The organism is Bacillus sp. FSL K6-0069, assembly GCF_038007785.1.
GTDB classification, from domain to species: domain Bacteria; phylum Bacillota; class Bacilli; order Bacillales; family Bacillaceae_G; genus Bacillus_A; species Bacillus_A mobilis.
Genome location: NZ_JBBOXN010000001.1, coordinates 3,648,565 through 3,666,079, shown reverse-complemented (window position 1 = coordinate 3,666,079; position 17,515 = coordinate 3,648,565). Strand labels below are relative to the sequence as shown.

Genomic DNA, 17,515 nt, shown 5'->3' with positions numbered 1-17,515 from the left:
ATTGAATACAGCGATTGCCTTTATATTAATTTTCGGTGCACTCGTATTTTTCCATGAGCTAGGGCATCTATATTTCGCAAAAAGAGCAGGTATTTTATGCCGTGAGTTTGCGATTGGTTTTGGTCCGAAAATATTCTCATTTGAAAAGAATGAAACGGTGTATACGATTCGATTACTGCCCCTTGGTGGCTATGTAAGAATGGCTGGCGAGGATGCAGACACAGTTGAGTTAAAGCCTGGTAAAAAGGTTGGCCTTGTATTAAATGAAAAAGACGAAGTTGCGAAATTAGTTTTTGATGGATATGAAAAGTATCCAAATGTTCGCGTCATTGAAGTCGAACAAGCTGATTTAGAGCATAATTTAACAATTTCGGGCTATGAAGAGTACGAGGAAGAGCTTCAAACATTCCGAGTGAATGAAAAGGCTCGTATTATTACTGCTGGTGAAGAAATTCAAATTGCTCCGTATAATAGGCAGTTCGGCTCCAAGAAATTGGGGCAACGTGCTTTAACAATCTTTGCGGGTCCTGCGATGAACTTCATTTTAGCATTTGTTATTTTTGTGATTCTTGGATTTGTACAAGGTGTTCCCGTTGACAAACCAATGGTCGGGAAAGTGATGGAGAAAAGTGCAGCACAGCAAGCTGGATTAAAAGAAAATGATACAATTCAAGCAATCGATGGGAAAAACACAAGTACATGGAAAGATGTTGTTTCTATTGTACGTGAAAACCCAAATAAAGAAATTACGTTACAAGTAAAGCGTGATAGTGAACAGTTTAATGTGAAAGTAACGCCAACGCTCGATAAAGAAGGTAAAGAAGAAGTTGGTAGAATTGGTGTTTACTCTCCAGTAGAGAAAACAGTAATGGGTTCTATTAAATCAGGTTTTGAACAAACATACCAATGGACGAAACTAATTTTTGAGTCTCTTGTGAAATTAGTAACTGGTCAATTCTCTATTAATGAGTTGTCAGGTCCAGTAGGAATTTATAATCTAACAGATCAAGTTGTAGATTATGGATTTACACGTGTATTAAGTTTAGCAGCAGTGTTAAGTATTAACCTTGGTTTATTTAATTTACTACCAGTCCCTGCTTTAGACGGTGGACGTTTGTTCTTCTTCTTAATTGAAGCGTTACGAGGAAAACCAATTGACCGCCAAAAAGAAGGCATGGTTCACTTTATTGGTTTTGCATTACTAATGTTACTAATGTTAGTTGTAACTTGGAATGACATTCGTAAGTTTTTCTTGTAAAATAAAGTGAAACTTATAATGAAATAGAGATCGTAGAATAAAATCCCTCACCTAACTCGAGGTGAGGGGTTTTACTGCGTATAAGAGTAAAATGAAGAGGTGCGAATAAATGAAACAAAGTATGGTATTCAGTCCTACATTACGTGAAGTTCCAGCTGATGCGGAGATTAAGAGTCATCAGTTATTACTTCGTGCAGGTTTTATGCGTCAAAATGCTTCAGGTATTTATAGTTTTCTACCATTTGGTTTAAAAGTACTACACAAAGTAGAACGTATCGTTCGAGAAGAAATGGAGCGCGCAGGTGCTGTAGAATTATTAATGCCAGCGATGCAAGCTGCAGAATTATGGCAAGAGTCAGGCCGTTGGTATTCTTACGGATCTGAATTAATGCGTATGAAAGATCGTAACGCTCGTGAATTCGCATTAGGAGCGACACATGAAGAAGTAATTACGGATCTTGTACGTGATGAAGTGAAGTCATATAAAAAATTACCGTTAACATTATACCAAATTCAAACAAAATTCCGTGATGAACAAAGACCTCGTTTCGGTTTATTACGTGGAAGAGAGTTTCTAATGAAAGATGCATACTCTTTCCATGCTACACAAGAGAGCTTAGATGAAGTGTATGATCGTTTATACAAAGCATACTCTAACATTTTTGCTCGTTGTGGCTTGAATTTCCGTGCGGTTATTGCTGACTCTGGAGCAATGGGCGGAAAAGATACACATGAATTTATGGTATTATCTGATGTTGGTGAAGATACAATTGCATACTCTGATACATCTAATTATGCAGCGAACATCGAAATGGCTCCTGTTGTAGCTACGTATACGAAGAGTGACGAAGCAGAAAAGGCACTTGAAAAAGTAGCAACACCGGATCAAAAAGCAATTGAAGAAGTATCTACATTCTTAAACATTGAAGCTGACAAGTGTATTAAGTCTATGGTATTTAAAGTAGATGAGAAATTAGTAGTTGTACTTGTTCGTGGTGATCATGAAGTCAACGATGTAAAAGTGAAAAATGTATACGGTGCTTCAGTTGTTGAGCTTGCTTCTCATGAAGAAGTGAAAGAACTATTACATTGTGAAGTTGGTTCATTAGGACCGATTGGTGTAACAGGTGACATCGAAATTATCGCTGACCATGCTGTAGCATCAATTGTTAACGGATGTTCAGGAGCAAACGAAGAAGGATTCCATTATGTAAATGTAAATCCAGAACGTGACTTTAAAGTAAGTCAATATACAGATTTACGCTTCATTCAAGAAGGAGACCAGTCTCCGGACGGAAACGGAACAATTCTTTTCGCACGCGGAATTGAAGTTGGTCATGTATTCAAATTAGGAACACGTTATAGTGAAGCAATGAACGCAACATTCCTAGATGAAAACGGAAAAACACAACCACTTATTATGGGTTGTTACGGTATCGGTGTATCTCGTACAGTGGCAGCAATCGCAGAGCAGTTTAATGATGAGAACGGTTTAGTTTGGCCAAAAGCTGTTGCACCATTCCATGTGCATGTAATTCCAGTAAATATGAAATCTGATGCACAACGTGAAATGGGTGAAAACATCTACAACTCATTACAAGAGCAAGGATATGAAGTATTACTAGATGATCGTGCAGAACGTGCAGGTGTTAAATTTGCAGATGCAGATTTATTCGGCCTTCCAGTTCGTGTGACAGTTGGTAAAAAAGCAGACGAAGGTATTGTAGAAGTGAAAGTACGTGCTACAGGTGAGTCTGAAGAAGTGAAAGTAGAAGAACTTCAAACATATATTGCAAATATTTTAAAATAAGAAGAGGTACCTCGCAATGAGGTACCTTCTCTTTCTTTGTAAACGTATTTTGTAAAAGAAGAAGGGAGAAATCTTTCTTTGTAGTACGTTTCAATTTATAATAGCAAATGGAAGGAGAGTGCTTATGTCTTTAACAAATGAACAACAAGAGCGATTTCAAATTTTGCTCCAGCAGTTGCAAATACCAGATGACCTTATAAATCAATATTTACAAGGCGGTGGTATTGAAAGGCTCGTTATTGATAAAGCGAATAAAAGTTGGCATTTTGATTTACAAGTGCCACGTATTTTGCCTACAGAATTATATGAATTGCTAGAAACAAAGCTTAAGCAATCATTTTCTCATATTGCAAGAACAACATTTGCATTAGAAGCAGAGAATAAACAATTTACAGAAGAAGAAGTGAGGGCGTATTGGCCGCTTTGTACGGAACGAATTACATTTTCACCTATGTTTGCTTACTTAAAGAAGCAGCTTCCGCAGGTGAATGGAGTGAAGTTGCTAATAAATGTGAATAACGAGCTGGAATCTACCGCTTTAAAGAAAAACGTTGCGAAACCAGTAGGAGATCAATACGAAGCTTTTGGATTCCCGCGTTTTCAGTTAGACACACATATACAGCAAAATACAGAAGAAATGCAAAAGTTTCGTGAGCAAACGCAGCAAGAAGACCGTGAACGTGTTATACAAGCTATGGAAGAAATGGCGAAGAAGCAAGCTGAAGAAAGTAGCGTTGTGCATGAAGGACCGGTTGTGCTTGGGTATCTTATTAAGCCAGATGAAGAGATTACACCGATGCGAGAAATTCAAGATGAAGAAAGAAGAAAAACAGTTCAAGGGTATGTCTTCCATGTAGAAACGAAAGAGCTTCGTAGTGGCCGTACGTTATTAACTTTAAAAATAACAGATTATACGGATTCAATTATGATCAAAATGTTCTCACGTGATAAAGAAGATATTCCTATGCTGCAATCCTTGAAAAAAGGAATGTGGGTGAAAGCGCGTGGTTCTGTTCAAAATGATACGTTTGTTCGAGATTTAGTAATGATTGCAAATGATATTAATGAAATAACAGGACCGTCTCGTAAAGATAAAGCGCCAGAAGGTGAAAAACGTGTAGAGCTGCATCTTCACACACCGATGAGCCAAATGGACGCTGTTACTCCTGTTTCTAGACTTGTTGCTCAAGCAGGTAAATGGGGACATGAGGCAATTGCTGTTACAGACCATGCTGTTGCGCAGTCTTTCCCAGAGGCATATTCTGCGGGGAAAAAGGCTGGGGTTAAAGTTATATATGGTGTAGAAGCGAATTTAGTTAATGATGGTGTACCAATTGCATATAACGAAGCGCATCGTTTACTTGCAGAGGAAACGTATGTTGTTTTTGACGTTGAGACGACAGGTTTATCAGCTGTATATGATACTGTTATCGAGTTAGCGGCTGTAAAAGTAAAAGGCGGCGAAATTATTGACCGCTTTGAATCGTTTGCAAATCCGCATCAACCATTATCTGCGACGATTATTGAATTAACAGGTATTACAGATGATATGTTAACGGATGCACCAGAAGTGGACGAAGTGTTTAAAAAGTTTGAAGAATGGATGGGCGACCATACACTTGTTGCGCATAACGCAAGTTTTGATATGGGCTTTATTAACGTAGGTTTTAAAAAGGCTGGACTAGAAAAAACGAATAATCCTGTTATTGATACGTTAGAACTTGCAAGATTCTTATTCCCAGAAATGAAAAACCATCGATTAAATACGATGTGTAAAAAGCTTGATATTGAATTAACGCAACATCACCGTGCGATTTATGATACAGAAGCAACGGGATACTTACTTGTGAAAATGTTAAAAGATGTGATTGAAAAGGGATTTGAATATCACGATCAATTAAATGATAGCATGGGGCAAGGGGATGCGTATAAGCGTGGACGTCCAAGTCATATGACGTTACTTGCCACATCAGATGTAGGATTGAAAAATTTATATAAACTTGTTTCCTATTCTCACCTAAATTACTTTTACCGAGTACCACGAGTACCAAGGTCACTATTAAAAAAATATCGCGAGGGAATTTTAGTAGGAACGGCTTGTGATAAAGGTGAAGTGTTTGAGGCGATGATGCAAAAAGCGCCTGAAGAGGTAGAAGAAATTGCGCAGTTCTATGATTACATTGAAGTAATGCCTCCAGAGGTGTTACGTCATTTAGTAGAGCGTGAACTTGTTCGAGATGAGGGACAGTTAAAAACAATTATTTCTAATTTAGTAAAACTTGGTGAGACGTTAGATAAACCAGTTGTTGCTACAGGAAACGTGCATTATTTAGATCCAGAGGATGGAATGTATCGCAAAATTTTAGTTAGTTCGCAGGGCGGAGCCAATCCGTTAAACCGACATTCATTACCGCCTGTACATTTCCGTACAACGGATGAAATGTTAGAGTGTTTTTCATTCTTAGGTGAAGACGTTGCGAAAGAAATTGTTGTAACGAATACACAAAAGGTTGCATCATTAATTGGTGATGTTCATCCAGTAAAAGACGATCTATATACACCGAAAATTGAGGGTGCAGATGATGAAACGCGTGATATGAGTTATAAAATGGCGCGTAGCATTTATGGTGAAGAGTTACCTGAAATTGTAGAAGCGCGTTTAGAAAAAGAATTAAAAAGTATTATTGGGCATGGATTCGCCGTAATTTATTTAATTTCACATAAGCTTGTGAAAAAATCGTTAGTAGATGGATATCTAGTAGGTTCGCGTGGATCGGTAGGTTCATCATTCGTTGCAACGATGATGGAAATTACAGAAGTAAATCCATTACCACCACACTATGTATGTCCGAAGTGTAAGCAATCAGAATTCTTTAATGATGGTTCTGTAGGTTCTGGTTTTGATTTGCCGGATAAAGAATGTCCGGCATGTAATGTTCCATACGTGAAAGATGGACATGATATTCCGTTCGAAACGTTCCTTGGATTTAAAGGAGATAAGGTACCCGATATCGATTTGAACTTCTCCGGGGAATACCAACCACGTGCCCATAACTATACGAAAGTACTGTTCGGTGAAGATTATGTATACCGTGCGGGTACAATAGGTACAGTTGCGGAAAAAACTGCTTATGGGTATGTAAAAGGTTATGCAAATGATCATAACTTAACGATTCGAAATGCAGAGATTGACCGCTTAGTATCAGGATGTACCGGTGTAAAACGTACGACTGGACAGCATCCAGGTGGTATTATCGTTGTGCCAGATTACATGGATATTTTTGATTTTTCACCAATTCAGTTCCCGGCAGATTCAATAGGTGCTGAGTGGAGAACGACACACTTTGATTTCCACTCGATTCATGATAACTTATTGAAACTTGATATACTAGGACACGATGATCCAACTGTTATTCGTATGTTACAAGATTTAAGCGGTATTGATCCGAAAACAATCCCAACAGACGATCCGGAAGTAATGAAAATTTTCTCAGGACCTGAATCGTTAGGTGTAACGGAAGAACAAATTAACTGTAAAACAGGTACACTTGGTATACCAGAGTTTGGTACGAAATTCGTAAGGCAGATGTTAGAAGAGACGAAGCCTACGACATTCTCTGAGTTAGTCCAAATTTCAGGACTATCGCATGGTACGGATGTATGGCTTGGTAATGCCAACGAGTTAATTTATAACGGTACATGTACGCTGAGTGAAGTTATCGGTTGTCGTGATGACATCATGGTATATTTAATCTATCAAGGTTTAGACCCATCATTAGCCTTCAAAATCATGGAGTCGGTTCGTAAAGGTAAAGGTGTACCAGAAGAATGGGAAGAGGACATGAAAAGTAATAATGTACCGGGTTGGTATATTGATTCATGTAAGAAGATCAAGTACATGTTCCCTAAAGCCCATGCGGCTGCTTACGTACTTATGGCTGTACGTATTGCATATTTTAAAGTGCATTTCGCGCTTTTATTCTATGCGGCATACTTTACAGTTCGTGCAGATGACTTTGACGTAGAGGCGATGGCGAAAGGCTCAGCATCTATACGTGTAAAAATTGATGAAATTGCACAAAAAGGTTTGGATGCAGCGCCGAAAGAGAAAAGTTTATTAACAGTACTAGAAATGACACTTGAAATGTGTGAGCGTGGATACTCATTCCAAAAGGTTGATTTATACCGTTCGCATGCAACAGAATTTATTATTGATGGGGATTCTTTAATTCCTCCATTTAATGCAGTGCCTGGACTTGGTACAAACGCAGCTTTAAGTATTGTAGAAGCACGCAAAAATGGAGATTTCTTATCAAAAGAAGATTTACAGCAGCGCAGTAAGGTTTCGAAAACAATTATTGAGTATTTAGATAGTCAAGGTTGCTTAGGCGATCTACCTGATCAAAACCAGTTATCACTGTTCTAGTAGGTAGGAAAAGTCTTTGCAAATCAACATTTGCTATGGTATACTATTAACCGAGATAACCATGTCATGTATATTGTGTAAAAAAAAGAGTGGGGAAACCCACTCTTTCGTGTTACTATCTACGTTTTATTGATGTGGAGAGGTAAGAAATTTCTGTCGTATATACATATTTTGTTACAAGTTTTACTTCTTAAATTTGGTAATACTAAGACAGATATTCCCTGCTTAACGGCAGGGGCTTTTGTTAGCTAACGAGAAAGAATAAGATAAACCGTTTTATGGACGGAGTCTTTTCTTGTAAATGGTACATGACGGCAGGAAGGAGGCTGTTTATGGATAAGAAAGTCACAGAAGTAGTAGAAGCATTTGCGCAGCCAATCGTTGAAGAGTTAAATCTTGAACTTGTAGATGTAGAGTATGTGCAAGAAGGACAAGACTGGTTCTTACGCGTATTCATCGATTCTGAAAAGGGAGTCGACATTGAAGAATGCGGTGCGGTAAGTGAACGTTTAAGCGAAGCTTTAGATAAAGAGGATCCAATTCCTCATCTTTACTTTTTGGATGTATCATCTCCTGGAGCGGAACGCCCATTAAAGAAAGAGAAAGACTTCCAGCAAGCGGTAGGAAAACAAGTGGCAATTAAAACATATGAGCCGATTGATGGTGAAAAAATGTTTGAAGGAAAACTACTTTCCTACGATGGTACTACAATTACACTATTATTAACAATTAAAACACGTAAAAAAGAAATCCAAATTTCAATGGACAAAGTTGCAAATGCGCGACTTGCTGTTACGTTTTAGTTAGAAGGGGGATCTTCATGAGCACTGAGTTGTTAGATGCCTTGCTCGTATTAGAGTCAGAAAAAGGAATTAGCAAAGATATTATTATTGATGCGATTGAAGCAGCGTTAATCTCTGCTTATAAACGCAATTTTAACCAAGCACAAAACGTTCGTGTGAGCTTTAACCCAGAAGTGGGAACAATTCAAGTATTAGCACGTAAAGACGTTGTTGATAATGTGTTTGATCCACGTCTTGAAATTTCTGTTGAAGAAGCAAGACAAATTAATCCAAACTATCAAGATGGTGACGTACTAGAAATTGAAGTAACACCAAAAGATTTCGGTCGTATTGCAGCACAAACTGCAAAACAGGTTGTAACACAACGAGTGCGTGAAGCAGAGCGTGGTGTTATTTACTCTGAGTTTAGTGACCGTGAAGAAGATATTATGGTTGGTATCGTACAACGTCAAGATGCTCGTTTCATCTATGTAAGCTTAGGGAAAGTAGAAGCTTTATTACCTGTAAGTGAGCAAATGCCAAACGAACAGTACAAACCACATGATCGTATTCGTGTATTCATTACGAAAGTAGAAAAAACAACAAAAGGACCACAAATTTACGTATCACGTACACATCCTGGTCTTTTAAAACGTTTATTCGAAATGGAAGTTCCTGAAATTTATGATGGAACTGTTGAAATTCGTTCTGTAGCACGTGAAGCAGGCGATCGTTCTAAAATTTCTGTACATGCAGAGAACATTGATGTTGATCCAGTAGGTTCTTGTGTAGGACCAAAAGGACAACGTGTACAACGCATTGTAGACGAACTAAAAGGCGAAAAGATTGACATCGTTCGCTGGTCAAATGATCCAGTAGAATATGTTGCAAATGCTTTAAGCCCATCACAAGTTGTTAAAGTACTTGTAGATGAAGAAGAAAAAGCAACAACTGTTGTTGTTCCAGACCACCAACTGTCATTAGCTATTGGTAAGCGTGGACAAAATGCACGTCTTGCAGCTAAATTAACAGGTTGGAAAATTGATATTAAGAGTGAGTCTGATGCGAAACAACTTGGTATTGTAACAGAAGAAGATAGCGTAATCGCATTCGGATTCGATTCAGTTGAAGACGAAATCGAATAGAGGTGATGAGTATGAGCAATCGAAAAGTTCCGTTACGAAAATGTGTAGCAACGCAAGAAATGAAATCAAAACGAGAGCTCGTTCGCATTGTTCGTTCCAAAGAGGGAGAAGTGTCCATTGATTTAACTGGAAAGAAATCAGGACGAGGTGCTTATTTATCAAAAGATAAAGAAAGCATTCTTCAAGCCCAAAAGAAAAATGTTTTGGAACATCATCTAAAAGCGAAAATCGACGGTTCTCTATACGAAGAGCTTCTTGAGCTTGTTGAGAAGGAGTCGAAATAAGTGTCCGATTGGAAATCGTTTTTAGGACTAGCAAACCGGGCTCGGAAAATTATTTCGGGTGAAGAACTTGTTTTAAAAGAAGTACGAAGTGGCAAAGCAAAGCTTGTATTGCTATCTGAAGATGCGTCAGCAAATACTACAAAACGCATCATGGATAAAACGACGTATTACAACGTACCAATGAGAAAGGTCGAAAATCGACAACAATTAGGGCATGCGATTGGGAGAGATGAGCGAGTCGTTGTAGCTGTGTTAGATGAAGGCTTTGCGAAAAAGCTGCGTAGCATGCTCGATACAAATTACCGGGGGTGAAGGTATGAGTAAAATTCGAGTGCATGAATATGCAAAACAACATAATATCTCAAGTAAAGATCTTATGACAAAACTAAAAGAAATGAATATCGAGGTTTCGAATCATATGACAATGTTAGAAGATGAAGTAGTAAATAAATTAGATAATGCGTATCAAACTGAAAAACCTTCTGTTGCAGATGAGTTTGAAGTAGAAGAAAAAGTTGTTCGTAGTAAAAAGAACAGCAATAAGAAAAAGAAAAAAGGCAAAGGAAATGAAGACAAACGTCAAGATAACTTTGCTGGAAGACAACAAACACAAACTGTAGAAACACCAGATAAAATTACTTTCTCAGGAAGTCTTACAGTAGGTGAGCTTGCTAAAAAATTAAGCAAAGAGCCGTCTGAAATTATTAAGAAGCTCTTTATGCTTGGAATTATGGCAACAATTAACCAAGACTTAGATAAAGATACAATTGAATTAATTGCTACTGATTATGGTATTGAAGTAGAAGAAGAAGTAGTTGTAAGCGAGACTGAATTCGAAACATTCATCGATGAGCAAGACGATGAAGAGAACTTAAAAGAACGTCCAGCTGTAGTTACAATTATGGGACACGTTGACCATGGTAAAACAACTTTACTTGACTCTATCCGTAATTCAAAAGTAACTGCAGGCGAAGCAGGTGGAATTACTCAGCATATTGGTGCATACCAAGTTGAAGTAAATGACAAGAAGATTACATTCTTAGATACGCCTGGTCACGCGGCATTTACAACGATGCGTGCTCGTGGTGCGCAAGTAACAGATATTACAATCCTTGTTGTTGCAGCTGATGACGGTGTTATGCCACAAACAGTTGAAGCGATTAGCCATGCGAAAGCAGCTGGAGTACCAATTATTGTAGCTGTGAATAAAATGGATAAACCAGCGGCAAATCCTGATCGTGTAATGCAAGAATTAACAGAATATGAATTAGTTCCAGAAGCTTGGGGCGGAGATACAATTTTCGTACCAATTTCTGCAATTCAAGGTGAAGGAATTGACAACTTACTAGAAATGATTCTTCTTGTGAGTGAAGTTGAAGAATATAAAGCAAATCCAAACCGCTATGCAACTGGTACTGTAATTGAAGCACAGCTTGATAAAGGTAAAGGAACTATCGCGACATTACTTGTTCAAAACGGTACACTTCGCGTTGGAGATCCAATCGTTGTTGGTACTTCATTCGGACGTGTTCGTGCAATGGTAAGTGACATTGGTCGTCGTGTAAAAGTTGCTGGACCATCAACTCCTGTTGAAATTACAGGTTTAAACGAAGTACCACAAGCGGGAGATCGTTTCATGGCATTCGCTGATGAGAAGAAAGCTCGTCAAATCGGTGAATCACGTGCACAAGAAGCGTTACTTGCTCAACGTGGTGAGAAATCTAAATTAAGCCTTGAAGATTTATTCCAACAAATCCAAGAGGGCGATGTAAAAGAAATTAACTTAATTGTGAAAGCAGACGTACAAGGTTCTGTAGAAGCAATGGCAGCGTCACTTCGTAAAATTGATGTTGAAGGTGTTAAAGTTAAAATTATCCATACAGGCGTAGGTGCGATCACAGAATCTGATATCATTTTAGCTTCTGCATCTAATGCAATTGTAATTGGATTTAACGTACGCCCTGATGTGAATGCGAAGCGTACAGCTGAATTAGAGAATGTTGATGTTCGTTTACACCGTATTATCTATAAAGTAATCGAAGAAATCGAATCAGCAATGCAAGGTATGCTGGATCCAGAATTCGAAGAAAAAGTAATCGGTCAAGCGGAAGTACGCCAAACATTCAAAGTAACAAAAGTTGGAACAATCGCAGGTTGTTACGTAATTGACGGTAAAATTACACGTGATAGTGGCGTGCGTATTATCCGTGATGGCGTAGTAATTTTCGAAGGACAACTTGATACGTTAAAACGTTTCAAAGACGACGTAAAAGAAGTTGCACAAAACTATGAGTGTGGTATTACAATTGAGAGATATAATGATCTTAAAGAAGGGGACATCATTGAAGCGTACATTATGGAAGAAGTGAAGCGATGATTATCGCTACACTCTCATTCGAGTGTATGATTTACGATGTGCATTCTTTAAAAGAGAAACGAGCAATTTTGCAACGGGTGCTAACTCGTGTGAAGCAGCGTTATAACGTAGCTGTTTCAGAAGTAGGGCATCAAGATGTATGGCAACGTACAGAAATTGCAATTGTTTCTGTATCCTCTAATCGTGTTATTTGTGAAAAAGAAATGAATCGTGTACTTGAGTACATCGATTCATTTCCTGAAATTGAACGTACAATAACACAATTGGAATGGTATTGAATGAGGTGAAGAGTTATGAAATTACGTGCAAACCGTGTAGGCGAGCAAATGAAAAAAGAATTAGGCGACATCATCAGTCGTAAAATTAAAGATCCACGTGTCGGATTTGTTACAGTAACAGATGTACAAGTGAGTGGGGATTTACAAATTGCTACAGTATATATTTCTGTTTTAGGTGATGAAGAACAGAAAGAAAGTACATTAAAAGGTTTAGCGAAGGCAAAAGGCTTCATTCGTTCAGAAATTGGCCAACGTATTCGTCTTCGTAAAACACCGGAAATTTCCTTTGAATTTGATGAGTCTATCGGATATGGTCATCGAATTGATACACTTTTACATCAAATTAATAAAGACGATAAACGTGAAGAATAATGGATAGACATTTGTCTATCCATTTTTTCAATGCAAAATAAATTTTGGATAATTACTATGAAAGAATTATGATGAGGTGAACATATATGGAAGGTGTAGTATTATTACATAAGCCAAAAGGCATGACATCACATGATTGTGTATTTAAATTAAGAAAGATATTGCGTGAGAAACGAATTGGTCATACAGGAACATTAGATCCAGATGTAACAGGAGTATTACCTATTTGTGTGGGACGAGCAACGAAGATTGCACAATTTTTAACAAGTGAGACGAAAACATATGAAGGTGAAGTAACACTTGGATTTTCAACCACAACTGAAGATGCTTCTGGTGAAGTTGTTGAAACGAAACATGTAAATCGCGTTATTACTCGTAAGGAAGTAGAAGGGGCTCTTGCTGCATTAACAGGTACGATTGAACAAATGCCTCCGATGTTTTCAGCTGTAAAAGTTAACGGAAAAAAATTATATGAATATGCAAGAGCAGGACAAGAAGTTGAACGTCCAGTTCGTACAATTACAATTCATGAATTTGTATTACTAGATGACCGTGAAGTGTTTGAGGGGGAAAATATTTCATTCCGTTTCCGTGTAACGTGTAGTAAAGGAACATATGTAAGAACGTTAGCAGTAATGATTGGTGAAAAACTTGGTTTTCCATCACATATGTCTCACCTTGTAAGAACAGCTTCTGGAGAATTTTTATTAGAAGATTGCATATCATTTGAAGAAATTGAAGAAAACGTGCAAAATGGAACAGTAGAGTCTATCTTCATTTCAATTGATGAAGCATTAAGTAAGTTCCCGAAAATTGTTGTAGATGAAAAGCAAGCAGAGAAAATAAAGAATGGTATGTTCTTAAAAAATGAATTGCAAATAACAGCACCATTTATAACAGTATTTGATAAAAATGATCGATGCCTTGCAATTTTTGAGCACCATCCCAAACACCCTGGTATGCTAAAGCCGATGAAAGTACTTGTGAATAATCAAGAACTAAAGCTATAATGAATTATTGGAAGGATTATTACAGAAAAAGGTGAATTCAAGCGTGAAACTTATTCATTTAACTCATCCACATGAACAAAATAAATTAGAATTACCACCGACTGTAATGGCATTAGGATTTTTTGATGGCATTCATTTAGGACATCAATGTGTAATTCGAACTGCGAAACAAATAGCGGATGAACGGGGATATAAAAGTGCAGTTATGACATTTTATCCGCACCCATCTGTTGTTTTAGGGAAAAAGGAAGCCCATGCGGAGTATATTACACCAATGTGTGATAAAGAAAAAATAGTCGAAAACTTAGGGATCGATATATTATATGTTATTAAATTTGATGAATCGTTTGCAGGCTTATTGCCACAACAATTTGTAGATGATTATATTATTGGTTTAAATGTAAAGCATGTAGTAGCAGGGTTTGATTATTCATATGGACGTTTAGGAAAAGGAAAGATGGAGACTTTACCATTTCATGCAAGAGGGGAGTTTACACAGACTGTGATTGAAAAAGTTGAATTTCAAGAAGAGAAAGTAAGTTCTACAGCATTACGAAAGTTAATTCGAAATGGCGAAATGGAACAAATTCCATCTATTTTAGGTAGAGCATATACAGTAGGGGGAACGGTTGTACACGGTGATAAACGTGGACGTCAAATTGGTTTTCCTACAGCAAATGTAGCTTTAAGTGATGAGTATCTATTACCACCTGTAGGTGTTTATGCAGTGAGATTAAAGGTTCACGATGAATGGTACGATGGTGTATGTAATATTGGATATAAACCAACTTTTAAAGAAGATGAGCGTCAATTATCTATTGAAGTGCACTTATTTGAATTTAACAAAGACATATATGATCAAAATGTTACAGTAGAGTGGCATATGCGTATAAGAGAAGAAAAGAAATTCAATGGCATCGATGAGTTAGTTGAACAAATCGCAAAAGATAAGAAAACAGCACAAGAATATTTTGCGAACGAAAAGAATATACTTGCTTTTTCAAATGAAAAGTAGTATTCTATGTTATGTACTTTATGACAACCATTGCTTGGCATTGCGACTCACCGACGCTTGCTAGGTAATTGGGGGTTTAATTAATAGGAGGTGAAATAGGATGGCTTTAACACAAGAGCGTAAAAATGAAATCATTGCACAATTTAGAACTCATGAGACTGATACTGGTTCTCCAGAGGTTCAAATTGCTGTCCTAACGGAGCAAATTAACACTCTAAACGAGCACTTACGTACTCACAAGAAAGATCATCATTCACGTCGTGGTCTATTAAAGATGGTTGGTAAACGTCGTAACTTACTAACTTACCTTCGTAATAGCGATATCACACGTTACCGTGAATTAATCACAAAGCTTGGCTTACGTCGATAGTCAAAGAAGCGGGAATATTCCCGCTTTTTTGTTAGGTAAAAATATATCTTCTACCCTTTATAGCTTACTTCATTTTCGGTAATACTAGAGGTAGAATATTGTGATATACTATCCATTTACATAGAAGAATTGAATACTTTAAATTGAGAGGGGTACTTAAATGAGTCAAGAAAAGCAAGTCTTCTCGATAGATTTAGCTGGTCGTCAGCTAACAGTTGAAACAAGTCAGCTTGCGAAGCAAGCGAACGGAGCAGTATTAGTAAGATATGGCGATACAGCGGTTCTATCTACAGCAACTGCATCAAAAGAACCAAAAAATGTAGATTTCTTCCCACTTACAGTAAACTATGAAGAGCGTTTATATGCAGTCGGAAAAATTCCTGGCGGTTTCATTAAACGTGAAGGTCGTCCAAGTGAAAAAGCAATTTTGGCAAGTCGTTTAATCGACCGTCCAATTCGTCCACTTTTCGCAGATGGTTTCCGTAACGAAGTACAAGTTGTCAGCATTGTAATGAGTGTTGATCAAGATTGTTCTTCTGAAATGGCAGCTATGCTTGGTTCTTCATTAGCGTTATCGATTTCAGATATTCCATTTGAAGGTCCAATCGCGGGTGCAACAGTTGGTCGTATTAACGGCGAATTCGTTATTAATCCAACAGTAGAACAGCAAGAGCAAAGTGATATTCACCTTGTTGTAGCTGGTACGAAAGATGCAATTAACATGGTTGAAGCAGGAGCAGATCAAGTGCCTGAAGAAACGATGTTAGAAGCAATTATGTTTGGACATGACGAAATTAAACGTCTAATTGCATTCCAAGAAGAGATTGTACAAGCTGTAGGTAAAGAGAAATCAGAAGTGAAACTTTATGAAGTTGACGCTGATCTTAATCAAGCTGTACGTGAAATGTCTGAGAAGGATATGCATTCTGCAATTCAAGTACATGAGAAACATGCACGTGAAGATGCAATTAACGAAGTGAAAAAGCGTGTAATTGAGCATTACGAAGCGCAAGAAGCTGACGCTGATACATTAGGACAAGTAAATGAGATTTTATATAAAATTGTAAAAGAAGAAGTACGTCGTCTTATTACAGTTGAAAAAATCCGCCCAGATGGCCGTAAAGGTGACGAAATCCGTCCATTAGCATCAGAGGTTGGCATTTTATCTCGTACACACGGTTCTGGTTTATTCACACGTGGACAAACACAAGCATTAAGTATTTGTACATTAGGTGCATTAGGCGATGTGCAAATTTTAGATGGTCTTGGTGTAGAAGAATCAAAACGCTTCATGCACCATTACAACTTCCCATCATTTAGTGTTGGTGAAACAAGACCGATGCGTGGACCAGGTCGTCGTGAAATTGGTCACGGTGCACTAGGAGAACGTGCTCTTGAACCTGTAATTCCATCTGAAAAAGATTTCCCATATACAGTACGTCTTGTATCTGAAGTTTTAGAATCAAATGGTTCTACTTCACAAGCAAGTATTTGTGGTAGTACTTTAGCAATGATGGATGCTGGTGTTCCACTTAAAGCTCCAGTTGCAGGTATTGCAATGGGTCTAGTTAAAACTGGTGAGCATTACACAATTTTATCTGATATTCAAGGTATGGAAGATCATTTAGGTGATATGGACTTTAAAGTAGCAGGTACAGCAAAAGGTGTTACTGCACTACAAATGGACATTAAAATCGATGGTCTATCTCGTGAAATTTTAGAAGAGGCATTACAACAAGCGAAAGTTGGTCGTGTGCACATTCTAAATCATATGTTATCTGTTATTGGAGAGCCACGTACTGAATTATCAGCTTACGCTCCAAAGATTATTACAATGACAATTAACCCAGATAAAATCCGTGACGTTATTGGGCCGAGCGGTAAACAAATCAATAAAATTATTGAAGAAACTGGCGTTAAAATTGATATCGAGCAAGATGGTACAGTATTCATTTCTTCAATAAATCAAGAAATGAATGACAAAGCTAAGAAAATTATCGAAGATATCGTTCGCGAAGTACAAGTAGGTGAAATCTACGAAGGAAAAGTGAAACGTGTTGAGAAATTCGGTGCTTTCGTTGAACTATTCAGCGGTAAAGATGGATTAGTGCACATTTCTGAACTTGCACTTGAGCGTGTAGGTAAAGTAGAAGACGTTGTGAAGATCGGTGATGTAATTACAGTTAAAGTTATCGAGATTGACAAGCAAGGTCGTGTGAATCTATCTAGAAAAGTATTGCTAAAAGAAGAGCAAGAAAAAGAAGCTGCTAAAGAAGAAAACAAACAAGAGCAGCAATAAGTAAAAGCCAGTTGAACTGGCTTTTTTTGTTATGTAAAAAATATGATTTATATATATTTTTATGTCAGTATAGGTATAGTTTTCATTAT

Annotated in this window: 14 protein-coding genes; all 14 read left to right on the top strand. The window is 37.6% G+C overall.

Going from position 1 to position 17,515, the window contains the following annotated elements:
- Position 1: 1 nt before the first annotated feature.
- Positions 2 to 1,258: an RIP metalloprotease RseP gene (rseP, locus tag MHB74_RS18670; RefSeq protein ID WP_061678200.1), complete on the top strand. Its 1,257-nt coding sequence runs from the start codon at positions 2 to 4 to the stop codon at positions 1,256 to 1,258.
- A 109-nt stretch (positions 1,259 to 1,367) separates the two neighbouring features.
- Positions 1,368 to 3,068, top strand: coding sequence for a proline--tRNA ligase (locus MHB74_RS18665; RefSeq protein ID WP_061678199.1), 1,701 nt, complete (start codon positions 1,368 to 1,370; stop codon positions 3,066 to 3,068).
- 124 nt (positions 3,069 to 3,192) lie between these two features.
- Complete coding sequence (locus MHB74_RS18660; protein ID WP_061678198.1) at positions 3,193 to 7,494, top strand: PolC-type DNA polymerase III; 4,302 nt, start codon at positions 3,193 to 3,195, stop codon at positions 7,492 to 7,494.
- Positions 7,495 to 7,826: 332 nt separating this feature from the next.
- A complete protein-coding gene (gene rimP, locus MHB74_RS18655) occupies positions 7,827 to 8,297 on the top strand; it encodes a ribosome maturation factor RimP (protein ID WP_000359099.1) in 471 nt (156 codons plus the stop codon).
- A gap of 17 nt (positions 8,298 to 8,314) precedes the next feature.
- The gene (gene nusA, locus MHB74_RS18650; RefSeq protein ID WP_000102596.1) at positions 8,315 to 9,421 is read left to right on the top strand and encodes a transcription termination factor NusA; all 1,107 of its coding nucleotides are present in this window, start codon (positions 8,315 to 8,317) and stop codon (positions 9,419 to 9,421) included.
- 11 nt (positions 9,422 to 9,432) lie between these two features.
- The gene (rnpM, locus tag MHB74_RS18645) at positions 9,433 to 9,705 is read left to right on the top strand and encodes an RNase P modulator RnpM (protein WP_000071127.1); all 273 of its coding nucleotides are present in this window, start codon (positions 9,433 to 9,435) and stop codon (positions 9,703 to 9,705) included.
- Entirely contained in the window at positions 9,706 to 10,017 is a 312-nt protein-coding gene (locus tag MHB74_RS18640; RefSeq protein WP_001286520.1) for a YlxQ family RNA-binding protein, read from the top strand. It abuts the gene before it with no gap.
- Between the two features lie 4 nt (positions 10,018 to 10,021).
- Positions 10,022 to 12,082, top strand: coding sequence for a translation initiation factor IF-2 (gene infB, locus MHB74_RS18635; RefSeq protein ID WP_061678197.1), 2,061 nt, complete (start codon positions 10,022 to 10,024; stop codon positions 12,080 to 12,082).
- Positions 12,079 to 12,360: a DUF503 domain-containing protein gene (locus MHB74_RS18630; RefSeq protein ID WP_061678196.1), complete on the top strand. Its 282-nt coding sequence runs from the start codon at positions 12,079 to 12,081 to the stop codon at positions 12,358 to 12,360. Before infB ends, MHB74_RS18630 begins: the two co-directional genes overlap by 4 nt.
- A gap of 15 nt (positions 12,361 to 12,375) precedes the next feature.
- Positions 12,376 to 12,732, top strand: a complete 357-nt coding sequence (rbfA, locus tag MHB74_RS18625) for a 30S ribosome-binding factor RbfA (protein ID WP_000776444.1) — start codon at positions 12,376 to 12,378, stop codon at positions 12,730 to 12,732.
- Positions 12,733 to 12,818: 86 nt separating this feature from the next.
- The gene (truB, locus tag MHB74_RS18620) at positions 12,819 to 13,742 is read left to right on the top strand and encodes a tRNA pseudouridine(55) synthase TruB (RefSeq protein WP_061678195.1); all 924 of its coding nucleotides are present in this window, start codon (positions 12,819 to 12,821) and stop codon (positions 13,740 to 13,742) included.
- A 43-nt stretch (positions 13,743 to 13,785) separates the two neighbouring features.
- Positions 13,786 to 14,757, top strand: a complete 972-nt coding sequence (gene ribF, locus MHB74_RS18615; RefSeq protein WP_061678194.1) for a bifunctional riboflavin kinase/FAD synthetase — start codon at positions 13,786 to 13,788, stop codon at positions 14,755 to 14,757.
- A 100-nt stretch (positions 14,758 to 14,857) separates the two neighbouring features.
- Positions 14,858 to 15,127, top strand: coding sequence for a 30S ribosomal protein S15 (rpsO, locus tag MHB74_RS18610; RefSeq protein ID WP_001229392.1), 270 nt, complete (start codon positions 14,858 to 14,860; stop codon positions 15,125 to 15,127).
- 160 nt (positions 15,128 to 15,287) lie between these two features.
- On the top strand, positions 15,288 to 17,426 hold the full coding sequence (gene pnp, locus MHB74_RS18605) for a polyribonucleotide nucleotidyltransferase (RefSeq protein ID WP_061678193.1): 2,139 nt from the start codon (positions 15,288 to 15,290) through the stop codon (positions 17,424 to 17,426).
- Positions 17,427 to 17,515 lie beyond the last annotated feature (89 nt).

Coding starts and splice junctions, on each gene's coding strand:
- MHB74_RS18665 (WP_061678199.1), top strand. CDS start 1,368: ATGAAACAAAGTATGGTATTCAGTCCTACATTACGTGAAGTTCCAGCT.
- MHB74_RS18660 (WP_061678198.1), top strand. CDS start 3,193: ATGTCTTTAACAAATGAACAACAAGAGCGATTTCAAATTTTGCTCCAG.
- rimP (WP_000359099.1), top strand. CDS start 7,827: ATGGATAAGAAAGTCACAGAAGTAGTAGAAGCATTTGCGCAGCCAATC.
- nusA (WP_000102596.1), top strand. CDS start 8,315: ATGAGCACTGAGTTGTTAGATGCCTTGCTCGTATTAGAGTCAGAAAAA.
- rnpM (WP_000071127.1), top strand. CDS start 9,433: ATGAGCAATCGAAAAGTTCCGTTACGAAAATGTGTAGCAACGCAAGAA.
- infB (WP_061678197.1), top strand. CDS start 10,022: ATGAGTAAAATTCGAGTGCATGAATATGCAAAACAACATAATATCTCA.
- MHB74_RS18630 (WP_061678196.1), top strand. CDS start 12,079: ATGATTATCGCTACACTCTCATTCGAGTGTATGATTTACGATGTGCAT.
- rbfA (WP_000776444.1), top strand. CDS start 12,376: ATGAAATTACGTGCAAACCGTGTAGGCGAGCAAATGAAAAAAGAATTA.
- truB (WP_061678195.1), top strand. CDS start 12,819: ATGGAAGGTGTAGTATTATTACATAAGCCAAAAGGCATGACATCACAT.
- rpsO (WP_001229392.1), top strand. CDS start 14,858: ATGGCTTTAACACAAGAGCGTAAAAATGAAATCATTGCACAATTTAGA.
- pnp (WP_061678193.1), top strand. CDS start 15,288: ATGAGTCAAGAAAAGCAAGTCTTCTCGATAGATTTAGCTGGTCGTCAG.